Source organism: Pseudomonas flavocrustae, from assembly GCF_029872515.1.
GTDB classification, from domain to species: Bacteria; Pseudomonadota; Gammaproteobacteria; order Pseudomonadales; family Pseudomonadaceae; genus Chryseomonas; species Chryseomonas aestiva.
In genome coordinates this window covers 297,751-313,312 of the sequence record NZ_JAPDIQ010000005.1, presented here as the reverse complement: position 1 = coordinate 313,312, position 15,562 = coordinate 297,751, and the positions used below count along the sequence as shown (strand labels likewise).

Genomic DNA, 15,562 nt, shown 5'->3' with positions numbered 1-15,562 from the left:
AAGATAGGCAGTGCTCGACTGAAGGGCCACACCTCGCTGAGTCAGGAGAGGGTAAGATCTGATTGATTAGTTGTAGTCGATCCGGGAAGCAAGCGGCACTACCATTGGCGCGTGACAAATCCAAACGGCCGGCACCGGATGATCACTCGCGCCGAAGTCAAAAATTGAGCCGGAACATTTGGCAGGCATTTTTTTGCAATTTCAGTGGTATACGCCGTGATCGATGCGCTGCAGGTAAGCCTCGACGACCTGCAATCCTACCGGATCAGCGATAATTGCCAATGGTGATTCACCATTAAAGTACCTGCAAGGTCGGCCAAGCCATTCCTCAGCCAGTTCTCGGTTACCAAAGACATCAATCGCCCGCTCAAGCACCCTTTTGTAATGTCCTGAGTTGGACTGGACCAAGTGCTTCTTTACTGAACGCTTTTTGCGCATCACGATAACTCCCTAAGCTATAAAAACTCCATTTCATCAAATCTTCCGAGTTGAAATCTGTAGAACTTTGCCGTTTGAAGATGTCATGCAATCCAATCATGATCAACGCAAGTCATCATGATTAAGTCCTTTTTTAGAATCCTTCCATTCCGTCCACCTAGCAAAACCCCACGCCGCGGTCCCTAGCGTCAGCAATGCCCAAAGTAGCCATTGCGGAAATTCGTACTGGCTGCTTAGGCAAAGCCCGGCGCCTCCGCTAAGCAACACCATAAACAAACATCTCATCAGCTTTTCTCCCGACTAGATACGACATACCAAGATAACCGGATGCTCGGCTGTGCTAACGCCTGTACTGCAAATTTGATCAACTCCCACATTGGGAATTGAGAATGGGATCCGCAGGTCAGCGCCAACCTTTCCAAGGTCCCGAAATCACGTCGTTCGGATCAGCTCGAGTGAGACTGAATCGGGGTTTTTTGATAGTGAAGACCTCGGCGCACCGTAAGCCGCGATCTCGGTCAGCAGACCTCAGCAGAGGACAGGCCTTATAACCCGCTTCCTGAATCCGAATCCGGAAATTTCGCATTCGCCGCTTGGAACGGCCGAACCGCAGCCTTTGCAGGAATTGGTATTAGCTGCTTAGTCAAATACCTGCACCTGCGCTAAGCATCATTGGATAAGCCTGGGTTTCTGAAAGGCCGGTGCGATTGCCCAGAAAAGTGACAGGAGCCATTCCTAAACGGTGATTGCAACATTCCTCGCTAGAGTTTTGCTATGCTTTCGATCTGCGCCGCGGGGCTTCGTTGGCAACAGCTCCGTCGCCTCCCCCTGCGGACATCCATTTAACCGTTCTAAGAGTCATGATGCAGCACCATGTGGTTCTCGAAGACTGGAACGGCGACGGTGCTGTTCGGCTTCCTGACCAGGTCTTGCAGGAAATGGGCGTCGACGTTGGGGACACGTTCTGTCTCCTTGAGGAGTATGTGGGTACGGCCCGCTGCCTAGTCCTCAGTAAGCCACCACGAATACTTGATCGTGTGGATGAGCTAATTGGCCATTCGGCACCATTTGGCAAACTTTCCGCCGAGATAAACGCCAAGGACGAGTGAGTTAACTGCAAAGCCACTTGCCCGCAAGTGTCCTTGATTACGACTCTGGCATTGCCTTTTGCCAAAGCAGGGTCCGCCATGCGCCGATAATTTGGCCAGCCCCATGCTTGGGTTGCGCCTATGTGACAGCCTAGAACCTGCGATAGGTTAGCGAGCTCAGAAGCGGCACGACTTAGCCTTGCATCACACGCACCGACGGGTCCAAAACGCACCTAAGCTCCGTTAACGCTCTAAGCCCACCGGTGAGAGCATTGCGCTACTTTGCTCGCCGCGGACCGCAAACAGAGCTCAAGCTCAATGGAAGACGGTAGGACGCATCAGGGCCTGGCCAATAGTCAAAAAAACGATACCCCAAATTTCGTTTATTGTGCCAAGGATAACCACGTTCAGATGCCGCTATCTGCCTTAAACTGCTAGGCGCAGCAAAAGGCGAAAACCTTGCCGTACGGCACCTAGAGACATTTTTGAACGCCTTCCGCCGCCCAATACTTCTGTACCGCATTAGCCTCCGACGGGCATTGCCGGCGCAGAACTCGGATGGACCGCAGATCAATGGCTACAGGTTATCCATCGCCTGCAGGACGAAGATCTTGTCAGGTATGACACCAACCGGCGTAAATCGCGTGGCGGCGATACGGCATTTTTTTCGGCCGCAGTGACCCCCACAGGTTATCCACCACATAGGGCACATTACTGGGTACACGAACGGTAGACTGCCGCCCAATACCAATGGCGGCATCTGCAAGCCGGCTGGCGGGAATCGCTCGAAAAGCTGCATGGCGATACTCACAGGCAGAAGAAGAGAGGCATCAAAAATCGGTGTAAATGCCGAGCGCATCGTTGAGTTTTCCGCTGCGGATCAACTCAAAAAAACCACGCTCGATATCAGCAACCCGATACTTGCCTGCATAGTAGGTGCCGCTGATACTCCGACACTCCTCACGCCAGAGGTCATACACCTTTTCGTTGTGCACGGTGATAGGGATGCTGGTTGGATAAACCTTTAACGTATCCAGCGCTCTGGGCACAGAGCGGCCGGGCACTGCCAATTTACTGATCTGCAAATCGAGCACACAAAAATTCAGTGGATCGAGAAACATCAGGACTTTGGAAACAAAGGAAATACCTGAGTAGGCGGGGTAGCCAAGCTTTTTGATGCTCCCCAGGGACAAGGTGCCCGAACTGTGGAGCGAGCAAAAGTCAGCGTATGGATGAAAGGGTTTGATCGTTTTGAGAAACCGGTTGAAGCGATCGTCGCGATATCCAGCGCTAGCGTTTCCCCAATAGATAACGTTAGCCAGCCCCTCCTCGACAGCGCCCGGAATACAGGAGCTCAACTGCGCAGCGATTACTGACTCAAGCTCCTGCACGTTCAAAGCCACTCGCGGATTGGCCGTCGGAGCGAGCTTGAAATCGTAATAATCAAGCGGAAATTGATAGTTCAAGACCGCCTGTTCTAACACGCCAACCTGGATACTGCTCAGAGCCATTGGGAGGGGTTTCCTTGATTTGAAACGCTACGAATACATCCATGAGCGTGCATCTTATTCTCGCATCATGGCTAATTGACATCCACCCTCACGGTGCAGCGGATTTCAGACCAGTCCCTCCCTGAGAAAGCGCCCTATCTCGCCAGAACCTATACATCACACCATCAGGATCCGGCGGCGCGTCGAAACTCCAGGCGTAGAAATCCGCTAACCGCTCGCTGGCAGAAACCTGCCCCTGCATTGCAGCGACTTGCAGCCAATGGAGACCGCTCGCCACGTCGTACTCAGCGGACTGTTCTTCCAACAGCAACTTACCGAGCAGGAAACAAGCCATGCCTGAGGTCACCATGCGGAATCATGTAGTGATTGAGGACTGGCACGGCGACGGTGCTATTCGCCCACCCGACGACGTTCTGCAGGAGATGGGCGTCGACGTTGGGGACACGCTCTATCTGCTTGAAGAGTACGTAGGCACTACCCGTTGCCTAGTGCTCAGTAAATCTCCGCGCATCCCTGATAGCGTAGATGAGCTGGTTGGCCACTGGGAGTCGTTTGGCAAAGTCTCTGCCGACGTAAACGCCAAGGACGAGTGAGCTAGCCGCAACGCCTCTCGCCCGCAAATCTTGTTGCTTGCGACTCTGTTGCCTCCTGCAAGAGCAAAGTCCTACACGCATAGATAGGTGCCGGTAACTTTTGACCAGCCCATGCTTGGGTTGCGCATATGTAAACGCCCAGGACAAGAAATAGGTTGGTACGAACTCAGGCTCAGGCGCAGCAAGGCTGAAGTCGTGCATACCACACGCCGCTGGAGCCAAAGCAGCGCCAAGTGCTAGCGATCCGTTAAGCTCCACGCCCACCGGTGAGCGTACTTGGCCCATCCCGCTGCGTGTCGCGAGCAAAGCTTTGGCTCAATGAGAAGACGGTAGGACGTATCAGGGTCTGGCTAGTGGTCAAAATCGATATCCCGGATTTCGTTTTTTGTGCCAAGGGTAACCGCCCCCAGATGTCACTATTAGCCCTAAACTGCAAGGCACGCTAAAAGACTAAACCCTTGCAGTACGGCACTTTGAGGCATTTTTGAACGCTTACCGCCAGTCAAGATTCCTGTACCGTATTGGCCTCCGAAGGAGGGGTCGTGGGTTCGAATCCCGCCGAGTGCGCCATCTCCCGTTCACCGTCGCGTGAACCTCAGCAAAGCCCGCCATCGCGCGGGCTTTGCTGTTTCTGGCTGTCGCTCAAGCCTTTCCAAGATGCACAGACCGTTCGTGAAAGGACCTTCGCCAGATTGCCGGCGTGATTTCTCTGACCATTATCACTACCCCACTCGCGATTCTGATCTAAGCTCTGCCCCTAGACCCGATCCAACCAGCCGGCCGGATGCCGATACCCTGGGATCACCTCGCAAGGACGCCTCATGAGATACCTCCTGACCAGCTCGGTCACCCTTTTTCTCGCCGCTCCGCTCCTGACCGAAGACACCGCCCTGGCCCAGGCCGGCCATGCCATCCGTCCAGGGATAGAGGCAGCTGCTCACGCCCTGAATCTGTCGCTGCTGCAGAGCAGTGCGGTCGGCAGGGGCCCGGTGGCCGAAGGGGCGCGGCTGCAGCTGGCGGCGCTGGAACGGCAGGCGCGGCGAGACGACTAGCCTCAGGACTTTGCCAAGGCCTGGCGCAGAGCCCGGCTTGAACGAAGCGCCCGAACCGGGCTCTCAAGGTCTCCACTACGGCCACCCCGAGGAGACCTGGATGAAATCCCTGATTCCCCTGTTGCTGCTGCCCCTCGCCCTGGGCGCCTGTACCCGGGAGCCGGTTCGGCAGGACGACCTCGGCCTGCCGAGCTGCAATCTGGCAGAACAGCGCGCCGTGCCGGGCGAACTTGGCGGATCGATCACGGATCCGCGGCAGGCGCATATCTCGCTGCGCGCCAATGTGCTGTTGGCGGATGTGAGCACGGCGCGCAAGGCGCGGCGGATCAGTCAGGAGCAGGCGACGGCCTTCAGCGAACGCATCGCCGCGGTGCGTAGCCAGACCGATGACCTGGTCAGGCAGCAGGGCTTTCTCAGCGCGGCCGAGCGGGCCAGTTTCGGTCGGGAATTCGACGGGATCGCCACGCAGATCTGCCAGCCGCGCTAGCGGACGGGTGCGCCTGACCAGGTTGGGTCGAAAGGCGCGGCCATGAACGGCTAGGATAACGGCATCGATCAGGTGGTAAGGCAACTTGCCGCCCTCTTCTCTTGGCCCCCGGGGACGACCCCGGCGATTGGTGGGCAGCGTTCCGGGACGGCCCGGTTTTACAGGAGGCCGTCGTTGGCTTGGTTCTATCTGGTGTGCGCGGGACTGCTCGAGGTGGTCTGGGCGTTCTACATGAAGCAATCCGCGGGCTTCACCCGCCTCACGCCGACGATCATCACCGGGGTCGCCATGGTGGCCAGCGTAGCGCTGCTGTCGATCTCCATGCGCAGCCTGCCGCTGGGCACCGCCTATACGATCTGGACCGGTATCGGCGCGATCGGCGCCTTCATGGTCGGCATCCTGGTGCTGGGCGAGGCGGCGAGTCCGCTGCGCATCCTGGCCGCCGCGCTGATCGTCAGCGGGCTGGTGCTGATGAAGCTGACCTCGTCCTGAGCGCCCTCCCCTAGCGCGGGAGCACCGAGCGCGCCAGCCAGATGAACAGCAGCCCGCCAAGCGACCCACCCACGGCCATCGCCAGCAGCCCTTCCAGGGTGCGCGTGGCGTAGATAAGCACCGGCATGGGCGCGAAGGCGTCGATCAGGCGGATGGCAGCGATCAGGCTGAGACTGCTGGCCAGCGGCAGCAGGCAGGCGCGATAGGAACCGCCGTGACGACCCAGCCAGAGGGCCGCGGCAAAGGCTGGTAACCAAGCGGCGAGCACGATGGCGGCATAGACGGGTCCGAAGCCCAGCAGATCATCCAGCGAGGTCCGCCCGCGCGTGGCCAGGTTGATCGGCTGGCCGAGTCCTTGGAGGGCCGCCAGGTTGTACTGGGTCTGCACCAGGCTGCCCCAGGCGGTGGTCAGCAGCAGGGCCGCGGCGAACGCCAGCAGGGTGCGCGGTTGCAACAGGGCGCGCCAGAGCGGTTGGGGCATGGTCGGAAGATCCCTTGGAGAGAGGCAGATGCTAGCGAAAGCGGGTACCCGGAACAGACCTCAAGCGTTACCTAAAGCTTCCGGCCGCTGGGCCTGGCTGGCGTGGCTGGCCCTGCTGGCGGTTCCGCTGGCGCTGGCGGCGCCGACCTACCGGATCGAGACGGTGGCGACCGGGCTGGATAGACCCTGGTCGCTGGCCTTCCTGCCCGATGGCCGGGCGCTCCTGACCGAGGGCACCGGGCGCTTGCGGCTGCTGGTACCGGACGGTGCCGGCCGCCTCAGGCTGCAGGCGGAAGCCGTGAGCGGACTGCCCGAGCTCTATACCGAAGGCCAGGCCGGTCTGTTCGAGGTGCTGCCAGACCCGGATTTCGCTGGCAACCAATTCATCTATCTCTCCCATGCGACCGGCACGCGCCAGGCCAATCATTTGAAGGTGGTGCGCGCCCGGCTGGACGGCGGACGCCTGCAGGACGTCCAACCGCTGTTCACCAGCCAGCCGGCCAAGGCCTTCGGGCAGCACTTCGGGGCGCGGATGGCCCTGCTCGGCGACGGCACCCTGGCCATCGCCCTGGGTGATGGCAACGTCGAGCGCACCGATGCCCAGCGCCTGAATACCCACCTGGGCAAGATCGTGCGCATCACCCGCGACGGCCAGGTGCCGGCGGACAATCCCTTCCTCAAGCGACCCGGCGCCCTGCCGGAGATCTACAGCCTCGGCCATCGCAATCCCCAGGGTCTGGTCTGGGTGGCCGAGCGCCAGGCGCTGTACGAGCACGAGCACGGCTCCAAGGGCGGTGACGAACTCAATCTGATCCGCGCGGGCGCCAACTACGGCTGGCCGCTGACCACCGGCGGCGTGGACTACACCGGCGCGCGCATCTCGCCCTTTCGCGAGTTGCCGGGCATCACCCCACCGCTGCTGGAATGGACGCCGTCGATCGCGCCCGCGGGCATGACCTGGTACGACGGCCAGGGCTTTCCCGCCTGGCGCGGCAGTCTGTTCGTGGCGGCGCTGCGAGAGAAGTCGGTGCGGCGGATACCGCTGGTGGAGGGTATGCCTGGTCAGCAGGAGCTTTTATTCCAGGAATTGGACCAGCGTCTGCGCGACGTGCACAGCGGCCCGGACGGCAATCTCTGGCTGCTTACCGATGGTGAGGACGGTCAGCTGTTGCGGGTGGTGCCGGGGTAGGTAGCGAAAGAGCCGTGATGCCGATCCGGTACAGCACCAGTTGCGGCCATGCCGGTGCGCGGTAGGTTGGGTTGAGCGCAGCGAAGCCCAACATCGCCTCGGGGCTCGCCATGTTGGGCTTCGACGATAGAGCCGTCTCAACCCAACCTACGGAGACATCGATAGCCTGTTGGGGCGGCAACTCGGGTAAGCCGCGAGCCGTCTCGTCGAAACGACGAATACTCCGCCGTTTCGTCAAATAAAGCACAACGATTCGACGCTCTGACGCTCACATCTGACAGCGCCGCTTTCTAAGCTGGAGCCTCAACCACGGAGGATCCCGCCATGAAAGTCACCCTGCTCGGCGCCGGCCATATCGGCTACACCATTTCGCAATTGCTGCACGCCAGTGGCGACTACCAGGTGACGGTGGCGGATCGCGACGAGCGCGCCCTGGCAGCCATCGCCGCCCTGGGCGTGCAGACCCGGACCCTGGATACCGCCGACGCCAGCGCTCTGGCGGCGGCCCTGGACGATCAGGACGTAGTGCTCAATGCCCTGCCCTATCATCTGGCGATTCCGGTGGCCCAGGCGGCCAAGGCCACCAACACCCACTATTTCGACCTGACCGAAGACGTGAAGGCGACCAAGACCATCCGCCAACTGGCCGAAGGCGCGAGCAATGCCTTCATGCCCCAGTGCGGTCTGGCACCCGGCTTCATCGGTATCGCCGCGCACTCCCTGGCCAAGCGCTTCGATAGCGTGCGCGAGGTGAAGATGCGTGTCGGCGCCCTGCCGGAATTCCCCACCAATGCCCTGAAGTACAACCTGACCTGGAGCGTCGACGGCCTGGTCAACGAGTACTGCCACCCCTGCGAAGCCGTGCGCAACGGCGAGCTGCAACTGGTGCAGCCGCTGGAAGGCCTGGAGCACTTCTCCCTGGACGGCGTGGAATACGAGGCCTTCAACACCTCGGGCGGCCTGGGCACCCTCTGCGAGACGCTGCAGGGCCAGGTGGAAACCCTGGACTACAAGACCGTGCGCTATCCCGGTCACCGCGACCTGATGAAGTTCCTGCTGGAAGACCTGCGCCTGGCCGGTGACCAGGAGCAACTCAAGAACATCCTGCGCGGCGCCGTGCCCACCACCATGCAGGACGTGGTGCTGGTGTTCGTCACCGTCAGCGGGATGCGCGGTGGCAAGCTGGTGCAGGAGGTGTTCAGCCGCAAGATCTTCGCCGCCGAGCGCGACGGTCGCCTGACCAGTGCCATCCAGATCACCACCGCGGCCGGCATCTGCACCGCCCTGGATCTGTTCCGCGAAGGCAAGCTGCCGCAGCGCGGCTTCATCGCCCAGGAGCAGGTGGACATGGAGGCCTTCCTGGCCAACCGTTTCGGCAAGGCCTACCAGCCGGTCTGATCGGGGAAGCTTAGCGGGCGATAAGGGGTCCATAACGGAACAGTTACCGTTAGAGGACCCCTCGTCATGCTCAGCGTCGCCATCGTCGGTTGCGAACAGATCCACGCCCAGGACTATCTGGACACCAGCCTGGTCGATCCGCGCGTGCGGGTAGTGGCGGTGGCCAGCGAACGCGATCCCGCCCGCGCCCGGCGCCTCGCTGCCACTCAGGGTCTGCCGGTAGTAGATGACTTCGCCCGGTTGCCCGAGGTGGACCTGGCCTTCGTCACCACCGCCATCGAGGATCACGAGGCGGCGGTGACCGCCCTGCTCCCGCGCGCCCGGCACCTGTTCGTGGAAAAGCCGCTGGCCGTCTCGGCAGCCCGCGCCACCGCCCTGGCCGATCAGCTCGCCGGGCGCTCCTGCTTCAGCGGCTTCTATCTGCGCACCGACCCGGCCCTGCAGCTGTTGCGCCAGCGGGCACGGGACGGTGCCATCGGTAGCCTCAGCCACCTGTCACTGACCGCCGGCCACCCAGGGCTGCTGGAGGGCTGGCTCAGCGATTGGCCGGCGCATCTGGACGAGCACCGCATGGGCTATGGCGCCTTTGGCGACCTGGCCGTGCACCTGCTGGATTTCAGTGCCTGGCTATGCGATGAGGCCCTGACGGTCGTCCATAGCCGACTGGACCGCGATCCGCGCTGGCCGCTGGATCATGGCGGCGAGGCCTTGCTCCAGGCCGGTGATCTGCCGATTCATCTGCGCGCCAGCGCCACCCTGCGCGGTCCGCGGCTGGCCATTCGTCTGGACGGTAGCGAGGGAACCCTGGAGCTTTCCGCGGGGCGCCTGGTGCTGCACGACGCCAAGGGCAATCGCCAGGTGCTGGCCGAGGGCGTGGACCCCGGCGTGCCCCAGGGCGCCCAGGCGGTGTTCGACCAGCTGCTCGGCCAACCGCGACCGGAACTGGCCGGTCTGGCGGATGCCCTGAGGGCCAATCGGCTGCTTGATAGCCTCTATGGACGCGGTTGAAGGCGGAATCGAACGCTCCGGGCCCACCTAAAGGTCGGACTGTTGGTGCCGATAGCGAGGGTATCCAGCGCAACTTGGCTGATACCCCCCTCGCAGAAAGGAAGGCTCCATGGTCTGGTTCAACAATCTGGCACTGGCGAAGAAACTCGCCATGGCCTTTGGCCTGTGCACGGCCATCACCCTGGGCATCGGCGCCGTCGGCTTCAGCGGTATCCGCAGCGTCAACGCCCAGCTGGATAACGTGCTGGGCGACACGCTGCTCTCCATCAGCCTGCTCAACGATGCCAAGAGCAATGTCATCGGCCACAACCGCGATCTGTTCCGCGTGCTGTCCATGGCCTACGGCGAGGCACCCCAGAGCGAACTCCAGACCGTCATCACCTCCCTGCGCGACAACCAGGCCGATGCCGAAAAACCCTTCGCCGCCTATCGCACCACGCCGCTGCAGGCCGATGAAAAGCAGGCCGGTGATGCCTTCGAGCAGGACTGGAAGAGCTATATCGCCGGTACCGACGCCATCCTGGCGCGGCTGGCCGCCAAGGACGTAGCCGGTGCCGCCAAGCTGTTGAACGAGCAGGTGCAACCCACCTACCGCAAGACCATGGCCTCGTTCAAGATCATGATTCAGTCCAACAAGCGCCAGAGCGCCGAAGCCGGCGACGCCGCGCATGCTGCCTACCAGAAAGCGGTCTGGGCACTCGGCCTGGGGCTGCTGCTGGCCACGCTCTGTGCCCTGGCGCTGAGCATCGTCATCACGCGCCTGATCGTTTCGCCCATCCGCCAGGCGGTGGGCAGCGCCGAGCGCGTCGCCCAGGGCGATCTGACCCAGCCGATCCAGAGCAGTCGCCGCGACGAAGTCGGCCAGCTGCTGCAGGCCCTCGGCGGCATGCAGCGGAGCCTGAAAGACACCGTGCAGCAGATGGCCGGTGCCTCCAGCCAGCTCGCCGCGGCTGCCGAGGAATTGCACGCGGTGACCGAGGAGAGTTCGCGTGGCCAGGTCCGCCAGCACGACGAGGTGCAGCAGGCTGCCACTGCAGTCAACCAGATGACCGCCGCTGTGGAAGAGGTGGCGCGTAATGCCGCCTCCACCTCCACCGCCTCCCAGGACACCAGCCGCGAAGCCCAGCAGGGTCGCGAGCAGGTGCAGCAGGCCGCCCAGGCCATGGCGGTGATGACCGGCGAGATCACCGACTCGACCCAGAAGGTGCAGACCCTGGAAGGCCAGGTGCGCGAGATCGGCAAATTGCTGGAGGTGATCCGCGGGATCGCCGAGCAGACCAACCTGCTGGCGCTCAATGCCGCCATCGAAGCCGCCCGGGCAGGCGAACAGGGCCGCGGCTTCGCCGTGGTGGCGGACGAGGTCCGTGCCCTGGCCCATCGCACTCAGGGGTCCACCGGCGAGATCGAACGCATGATGAGCGCCGTGCGCAGCAGCGCCGAGGAAGCGGTGGGCGCCATGCACAAGAGCCAGTCCCTGGCCGACAGCACCCAGGCGCGCGCCAATCGGGCCGGTGAAGCCCTGGACCGCATCGCCGCCGGGGTCGCCCAGATCGAGGAGCGCAACCTGGTGATCGCCAGTGCCGCCGAAGAGCAGGCCCAGGTCGCCCGCGAAGTGGATCGCAATCTGGTCAACATCCAGGACCTGTCCACCCAGACTGCTACCGGGGCCCAGCAGACGGCCGCCTCCAGCCAGGAGCTGTCGCGACTGGCCACCTCCTTCCAGAGCCTGGTGGCGCAATTCCGTTACTGATCGGCCACCCAGGGGACCTTCCGACCGGCGGTCAGCCTGCCCTCGCCGCAGCGAGTGGCAGGCTTCCCGCGCGGCCATGGGTCTGCCGACGTGACGCGCCGATGTTCGGAATTGAACATTGTGTGCCAGCGCGGTTCTGAACAGAAAGACCTGAATGGATGCTCCCATGCGCTTTACCTACGATGCCCGCCGCAGCTACCGCCTGATCGGCCTGGACGATGGTCGTCTGGCTGGGCAATTGCTGTGTGGGCAGCTTTACATCATGGTCGCGGGCGATGGAAAGCAACCGCAGTCCTATGCGCAGCTGGAAGATGACCAGTTGCGCACCGCCGAGGGCCAGCTGATCGGCTGTCGCGACGCGGATATCCTTACCCTGCAGCGAACTGGCGTAGCCCTGCGGCTGGAGCCACTCGACGCCTGAGGCAGAACGGCTAGCGCGATTCTCTCTATCTCGGGCCACCAGCATGGCCTCCACCACCGGGCGGCGGTATGAACAGCCAGTACCCGGGCAAGCACAACAGGGCCGCCAGCGCGGCCACTTTCGCGCTCTTCGCCATCACGACGATCGCTCCTGCCGAAGAGCCCTTCCCTTCTCCCCGTCATTGGACGCCAGGCCAAGCCGGAAAAGGCATAGACATGGGTTGAAGTCAGGCAAGAACGCCGTCCGGCCCGCTACATCCGTCGCCGATCGGTGGGAACCTCTTACGTAACTTGTCGCTCCATTTCCTTGAACGTCATCGAAAAGATGCCAAACGGGCGCCTTTTGGTCCCCTTCAGGAGATGTCATGTCCAGCGACAACCAGTACAGCATGCAGAACCCCCTTACCCAGTATCCCCAGCCGGAATTTGCCAAGCAGCCCCAGCAGGCCCCGGGTCTGGCCCAGGCCATGGAACCGCGCCCCGATCATGGCGAGGCCAGCTACAAGGGCTTCGGTCGCCTGGCCGGGCGCAAGGCGCTGATCACCGGCGCGGATTCGGGAATCGGTCGGGCCACGGCCATCGCCTACGCTCGGGAGGGTGCCGATCTGGTGCTCAACTACCTGCCCGAGGAAGAGGCCGACGCCCAGGAAGTGGTCAAGCTGGTGGAAGCCGAGGGTCGCAAGGCCGTCTGCGTTCCCGGTGACCTGAAGGACGAAGCCTTCTGCACCCAACTGGTGAGCAAGGCCAAGGAGGCCCTGGGTGGCCTCGACATCCTGGTCAATGTGGCTGGCAAGCAGACCGCCGTGCAGGACATCGCCGAGCTGACCACCGAGCAGTTCGACGCTACCTACAAGACCAACGTCTACGCCCTGTTCTGGCTGTGCAAGGCCGCGCTGCCGCACCTGCCGGCTGGCGCCGCCATCATCAACACCACCTCGATCCAGGCCACCCAGCCCTCGGAATTCCTGCTGGACTACGCCTCGACCAAGGCGGCCATCACCAACTTCACCAAGGCGCTGGCCAAGCAGGTCGCCAGCAAGGGCATCCGCGTCAATGCCGTAGCCCCCGGTCCCTTCTGGACGCCGCTGCAGCCCAGCGGTGGTCAGCCCCAGGAGAAGATCCCCACCTTCGGCGGCGAGACGGTGTTCAAGCGTCCCGGGCAGCCGGCGGAACTGGCGCCCATCTATGTACTGCTGGCCTCCCAGGAGTCGAGCTATGTGACCGGTGAGGTCTATGGCGCCACCGGAGGCATGGGCTGACGGCCATGGCGGCCTTCGATCCCGCCCGCCAGGATGGCTACGCGCCCCTGGCGGGCTATGCCGCCCTCTCCGATGGGCGTTCGGTCGCCCTGGTGGCGCCGGACGGCTCGCTGGACTGGTGGTGCGTGCCCAACATGGATTCCGCACCGCTGTTCGACCGCCTGCTGGATGCCCCGGCAGGCGGTTTCTTTTCGATCGCGCCGGTGGCCGACTATCGCGTAGAGCGCGCCTACCGCGAAGACAGCAACGTCCTGGAAACCTGCTTTCACACCGCTGACGGCAGCGTGCGCCTCACCGAATCGCTCAACAGCGGTTCGGCCGGACGCCTGCCCTGGTGCGAACTGGGTCGCCGCGTCGAAGGCCTTTCCGGACGGGTCGAATTGCGTATCGAGCTGGTACCCGGGACCCAGGGCCAGACCGTGTCGCCCTGGATGCGCAGCACCCCCAATGGCGAGGTCATGCACGTCGATGGCGTGATGGCCACCCTGCGCTATTGCGAGCGGCTGGAGATCCTCCAATGCGATGATCGCCGATTGGTGGGGCGACTGGTACTGGAAGCCGGGCAACGCAGCGTCCTGGCCTTGACCGCGACCGAGAACGAACCCCTGGTGGTGCCCTCCCTGGACGAGGTGGACCAGCGTATCGATCGCAGTGACCAGGCCTGGCGCGAATGGGCCCAGGGCTTCGCCTACCGGGGCGAATTCCTCAGCGAGGTGAAGCGCTCGGCGCTGGCTCTCAAGCTGCTGCTCTACTCCCCCACCGGTGCCATCGTCGCCGCCGCCACCACCTCGCTGCCGGAACGCATCGGCGGCGACAAGAATTATGAATACCGCTATGCCTGGGTGCGCGATGCGGTCTTTACCATCAAGGCCTTCCTGCGCCTGGGTGCCCTCGGCGAGGCCCAGGCGGCCCTGGCCTGGATCCAGAACGTCATCCGCCGCCACGGCAATCGCCTGCATACCTGCTTTACCCTGGAAGGCGAACTGGCCCCCGAGGAACGCATCATTCCGGTTCCTGGCTATCGCGACTCCCAGCCGGTACGCGTCGGCAATCGCGCCAGCGCCCAGTGTCAGCTGAGTCTCTATGGCGATCTACTGGAGACCTTCCGCCTCTATGCCAGCAAGGGCCATGTGCTGGATTTCGCCACCGCCAGCCTGCTCACCGACCTGGCCAATCTCTGTGCCGATGGTTGGCGCCAGCCGGATGCCGGCATGTGGGAATTGCCTGAAGAGCGCCACTACACCCTGTCCAAGCTGGGCTGCTGGTTCGCCCTGGACCGCGCCGTGACCCTGGCCCGCGATGGCCATATCCCCGACGCCATGTGCGGTCGCTGGGCGCGCGAGCGCGACCGCATCCGCGATTGGGTCAACCAGCACTGCTGGAGCGAACGCAAGCAGGCCTACACCTTCTATGCCGGTACCGAGCGCCTGGACGCCGGGCTGCTGCTCGGCATCCGCTTCGGCTTCGACGGTGGTGAGCGTTCGGTCAGCACCCTGGCGGCCATTCGCCGTGAGTTGGCCCATGGCCCTCTGGTCTATCGCTACAGCGGTGCCGAGCAGGAAGAAGGTGCGTTCCTGGCCTGTTCCTACTGGATGGTCGAGGCCCATGCCGTGCTGGGCGAGGTGGACCAGGCGCGGGAACTGATGCGCGAGGTCCTGGCCGCCAGTCTCAATGGCGTCGGTCTGATGACCGAGATGCGCGATCCCCGGGATGGCGCGGCCCTGGGCAACTTCCCCCAAGGCCTGAGTCACCTGGCCATGGTGCATGCGGCGCTGATCCTGGAAGAGCCGGAGCCCGAGGCGTGAGCGATCTGGATTTCACCCGCCCGGTGGACGAGGTCGCCCGGCAACTGATCGGGGCGACGCTCAGGGTCGAGGGTGTGGGCGGCCTGATCGTCGAGACCGAGGCCTACGACGGCGAAGACCCGGCCTCCCACAGCTTTTCCGGCCCCACTCCGCGCAACCGCGCCATGTTCGGTCCGCCCGGGCATGCCTATGTCTATCGCTCCTATGGCATCCACTGGTGCTTCAATCTGGTCTGCCGCGAGGCCGGGCATGGCGCGGGTGTGCTGATCCGCGCGCTGGAGCCACTGTGGGGTCTGGAGGTGATGCGGGAACGTCGGGGCGGCCTGGCCGATCGCCTGCTGTGCGCCGGTCCCGGCCGGCTATGCCAGGCCCTCGCCATCGACGGCAGTCACGATGGCTTGCCGCTGATCGAGCCACCCTTCCTGCTGGAGCCCGCGGCTGCCGAGGTAGCGGTGATCGCGGGCCCGCGCATCGGCATCAGCCGCGCGCGCGAGGTGCCCTGGCGCTTCGGCCTGGCCGGTTCGCACTATCTGAGTCGTGGCTTTGCCAAAGCGCCCCAGCCCGGCGATAACAGCTAGGCTGAAGGCAACG

At 63.1% G+C, this 15,562-nt stretch carries 17 protein-coding genes; 13 read left to right on the top strand and 4 right to left on the bottom strand.

The features are described 5' to 3' along the window. Positions 1–201: 201 nt before the first annotated feature. Entirely contained in the window at positions 202–438 is a 237-nt protein-coding gene (locus OMP44_RS13795) for an antitoxin Xre/MbcA/ParS toxin-binding domain-containing protein (RefSeq protein WP_280309025.1), read from the bottom strand. Between the two features lie 863 nt (positions 439–1,301). Between OMP44_RS13795 and OMP44_RS13790 the strand changes: the two genes are divergently transcribed. Beyond that, positions 1,302–1,547, top strand: coding sequence for an AbrB/MazE/SpoVT family DNA-binding domain-containing protein (locus tag OMP44_RS13790; RefSeq protein WP_280308921.1), 246 nt, complete (start codon positions 1,302–1,304; stop codon positions 1,545–1,547). A gap of 809 nt (positions 1,548–2,356) precedes the next feature. Here the strand turns inward: OMP44_RS13790 and OMP44_RS13785 are convergent. Together OMP44_RS13785 and OMP44_RS13780 are read right to left on the bottom strand one after the other, a co-directional pair. Then, positions 2,357–3,037 (bottom strand): hypothetical protein, encoded by a 681-nt coding sequence (locus OMP44_RS13785; protein ID WP_280308919.1) that lies wholly within the window; start codon positions 3,035–3,037, stop codon positions 2,357–2,359. Between the two features lie 88 nt (positions 3,038–3,125). Further along, the gene (locus tag OMP44_RS13780) at positions 3,126–3,371 is read right to left on the bottom strand and encodes an SEL1-like repeat protein (RefSeq protein WP_280308917.1); all 246 of its coding nucleotides are present in this window, start codon (positions 3,369–3,371) and stop codon (positions 3,126–3,128) included. Positions 3,372–3,384: 13 nt separating this feature from the next. Between OMP44_RS13780 and OMP44_RS13775 the strand changes: the two genes are divergently transcribed. The 4 genes from OMP44_RS13775 to sugE all read left to right on the top strand — a co-directional run bounded on the left by OMP44_RS13775 (position 3,385) and on the right by sugE (position 5,661). After that, positions 3,385–3,630 (top strand): AbrB/MazE/SpoVT family DNA-binding domain-containing protein, encoded by a 246-nt coding sequence (locus OMP44_RS13775; RefSeq protein ID WP_280309023.1) that lies wholly within the window; start codon positions 3,385–3,387, stop codon positions 3,628–3,630. An 821-nt stretch (positions 3,631–4,451) separates the two neighbouring features. Further along, positions 4,452–4,682, top strand: coding sequence for a hypothetical protein (locus tag OMP44_RS13770; RefSeq protein ID WP_273861761.1), 231 nt, complete (start codon positions 4,452–4,454; stop codon positions 4,680–4,682). Positions 4,683–4,782: 100 nt separating this feature from the next. Next, entirely contained in the window at positions 4,783–5,169 is a 387-nt protein-coding gene (locus OMP44_RS13765; RefSeq protein ID WP_280308915.1) for a hypothetical protein, read from the top strand. 174 nt (positions 5,170–5,343) lie between these two features. After that, complete coding sequence (gene sugE / locus OMP44_RS13760) at positions 5,344–5,661, top strand: quaternary ammonium compound efflux SMR transporter SugE (RefSeq protein ID WP_158896176.1); 318 nt, start codon at positions 5,344–5,346, stop codon at positions 5,659–5,661. Positions 5,662–5,671: 10 nt separating this feature from the next. Here the strand turns inward: sugE and OMP44_RS13755 are convergent, their stop codons facing one another. Next, positions 5,672–6,142, bottom strand: coding sequence for a hypothetical protein (locus tag OMP44_RS13755; protein WP_280308911.1), 471 nt, complete (start codon positions 6,140–6,142; stop codon positions 5,672–5,674). Between the two features lie 28 nt (positions 6,143–6,170). On the opposite strand from OMP44_RS13755, the gene OMP44_RS13750 reads away from it, so the two are divergent. The 8 genes from OMP44_RS13750 to OMP44_RS13715 all read left to right on the top strand — a co-directional run bounded on the left by OMP44_RS13750 (position 6,171) and on the right by OMP44_RS13715 (position 15,549). Beyond that, positions 6,171–7,331: a PQQ-dependent sugar dehydrogenase gene (locus OMP44_RS13750; RefSeq protein ID WP_280308909.1), complete on the top strand. Its 1,161-nt coding sequence runs from the start codon at positions 6,171–6,173 to the stop codon at positions 7,329–7,331. Positions 7,332–7,655: 324 nt separating this feature from the next. After that, the gene (locus tag OMP44_RS13745; protein ID WP_133861351.1) at positions 7,656–8,729 is read left to right on the top strand and encodes a saccharopine dehydrogenase family protein; all 1,074 of its coding nucleotides are present in this window, start codon (positions 7,656–7,658) and stop codon (positions 8,727–8,729) included. A 66-nt stretch (positions 8,730–8,795) separates the two neighbouring features. Continuing rightward, positions 8,796–9,737 (top strand): Gfo/Idh/MocA family protein, encoded by a 942-nt coding sequence (locus OMP44_RS13740; protein ID WP_280308905.1) that lies wholly within the window; start codon positions 8,796–8,798, stop codon positions 9,735–9,737. A 109-nt stretch (positions 9,738–9,846) separates the two neighbouring features. Beyond that, positions 9,847–11,487 (top strand): methyl-accepting chemotaxis protein, encoded by a 1,641-nt coding sequence (locus tag OMP44_RS13735; protein WP_273861756.1) that lies wholly within the window; start codon positions 9,847–9,849, stop codon positions 11,485–11,487. 166 nt (positions 11,488–11,653) lie between these two features. Next, on the top strand, positions 11,654–11,908 hold the full coding sequence (locus OMP44_RS13730; RefSeq protein ID WP_133861354.1) for a hypothetical protein: 255 nt from the start codon (positions 11,654–11,656) through the stop codon (positions 11,906–11,908). A gap of 364 nt (positions 11,909–12,272) precedes the next feature. Continuing rightward, positions 12,273–13,166, top strand: a complete 894-nt coding sequence (locus OMP44_RS13725) for an SDR family oxidoreductase (protein WP_187980282.1) — start codon at positions 12,273–12,275, stop codon at positions 13,164–13,166. Between the two features lie 5 nt (positions 13,167–13,171). Further along, positions 13,172–14,971 carry a glycoside hydrolase family 15 protein gene (locus tag OMP44_RS13720; RefSeq protein ID WP_280308899.1) on the top strand — a complete coding sequence of 600 codons (1,800 nt, stop codon included), beginning with the start codon at positions 13,172–13,174 and terminating at the stop codon, positions 14,969–14,971. Next, positions 14,968–15,549, top strand: coding sequence for a DNA-3-methyladenine glycosylase (locus OMP44_RS13715; RefSeq protein ID WP_187980284.1), 582 nt, complete (start codon positions 14,968–14,970; stop codon positions 15,547–15,549). Before OMP44_RS13720 ends, OMP44_RS13715 begins: the two co-directional genes overlap by 4 nt. The last annotated feature ends 13 nt before the right edge of the window (positions 15,550–15,562 follow it).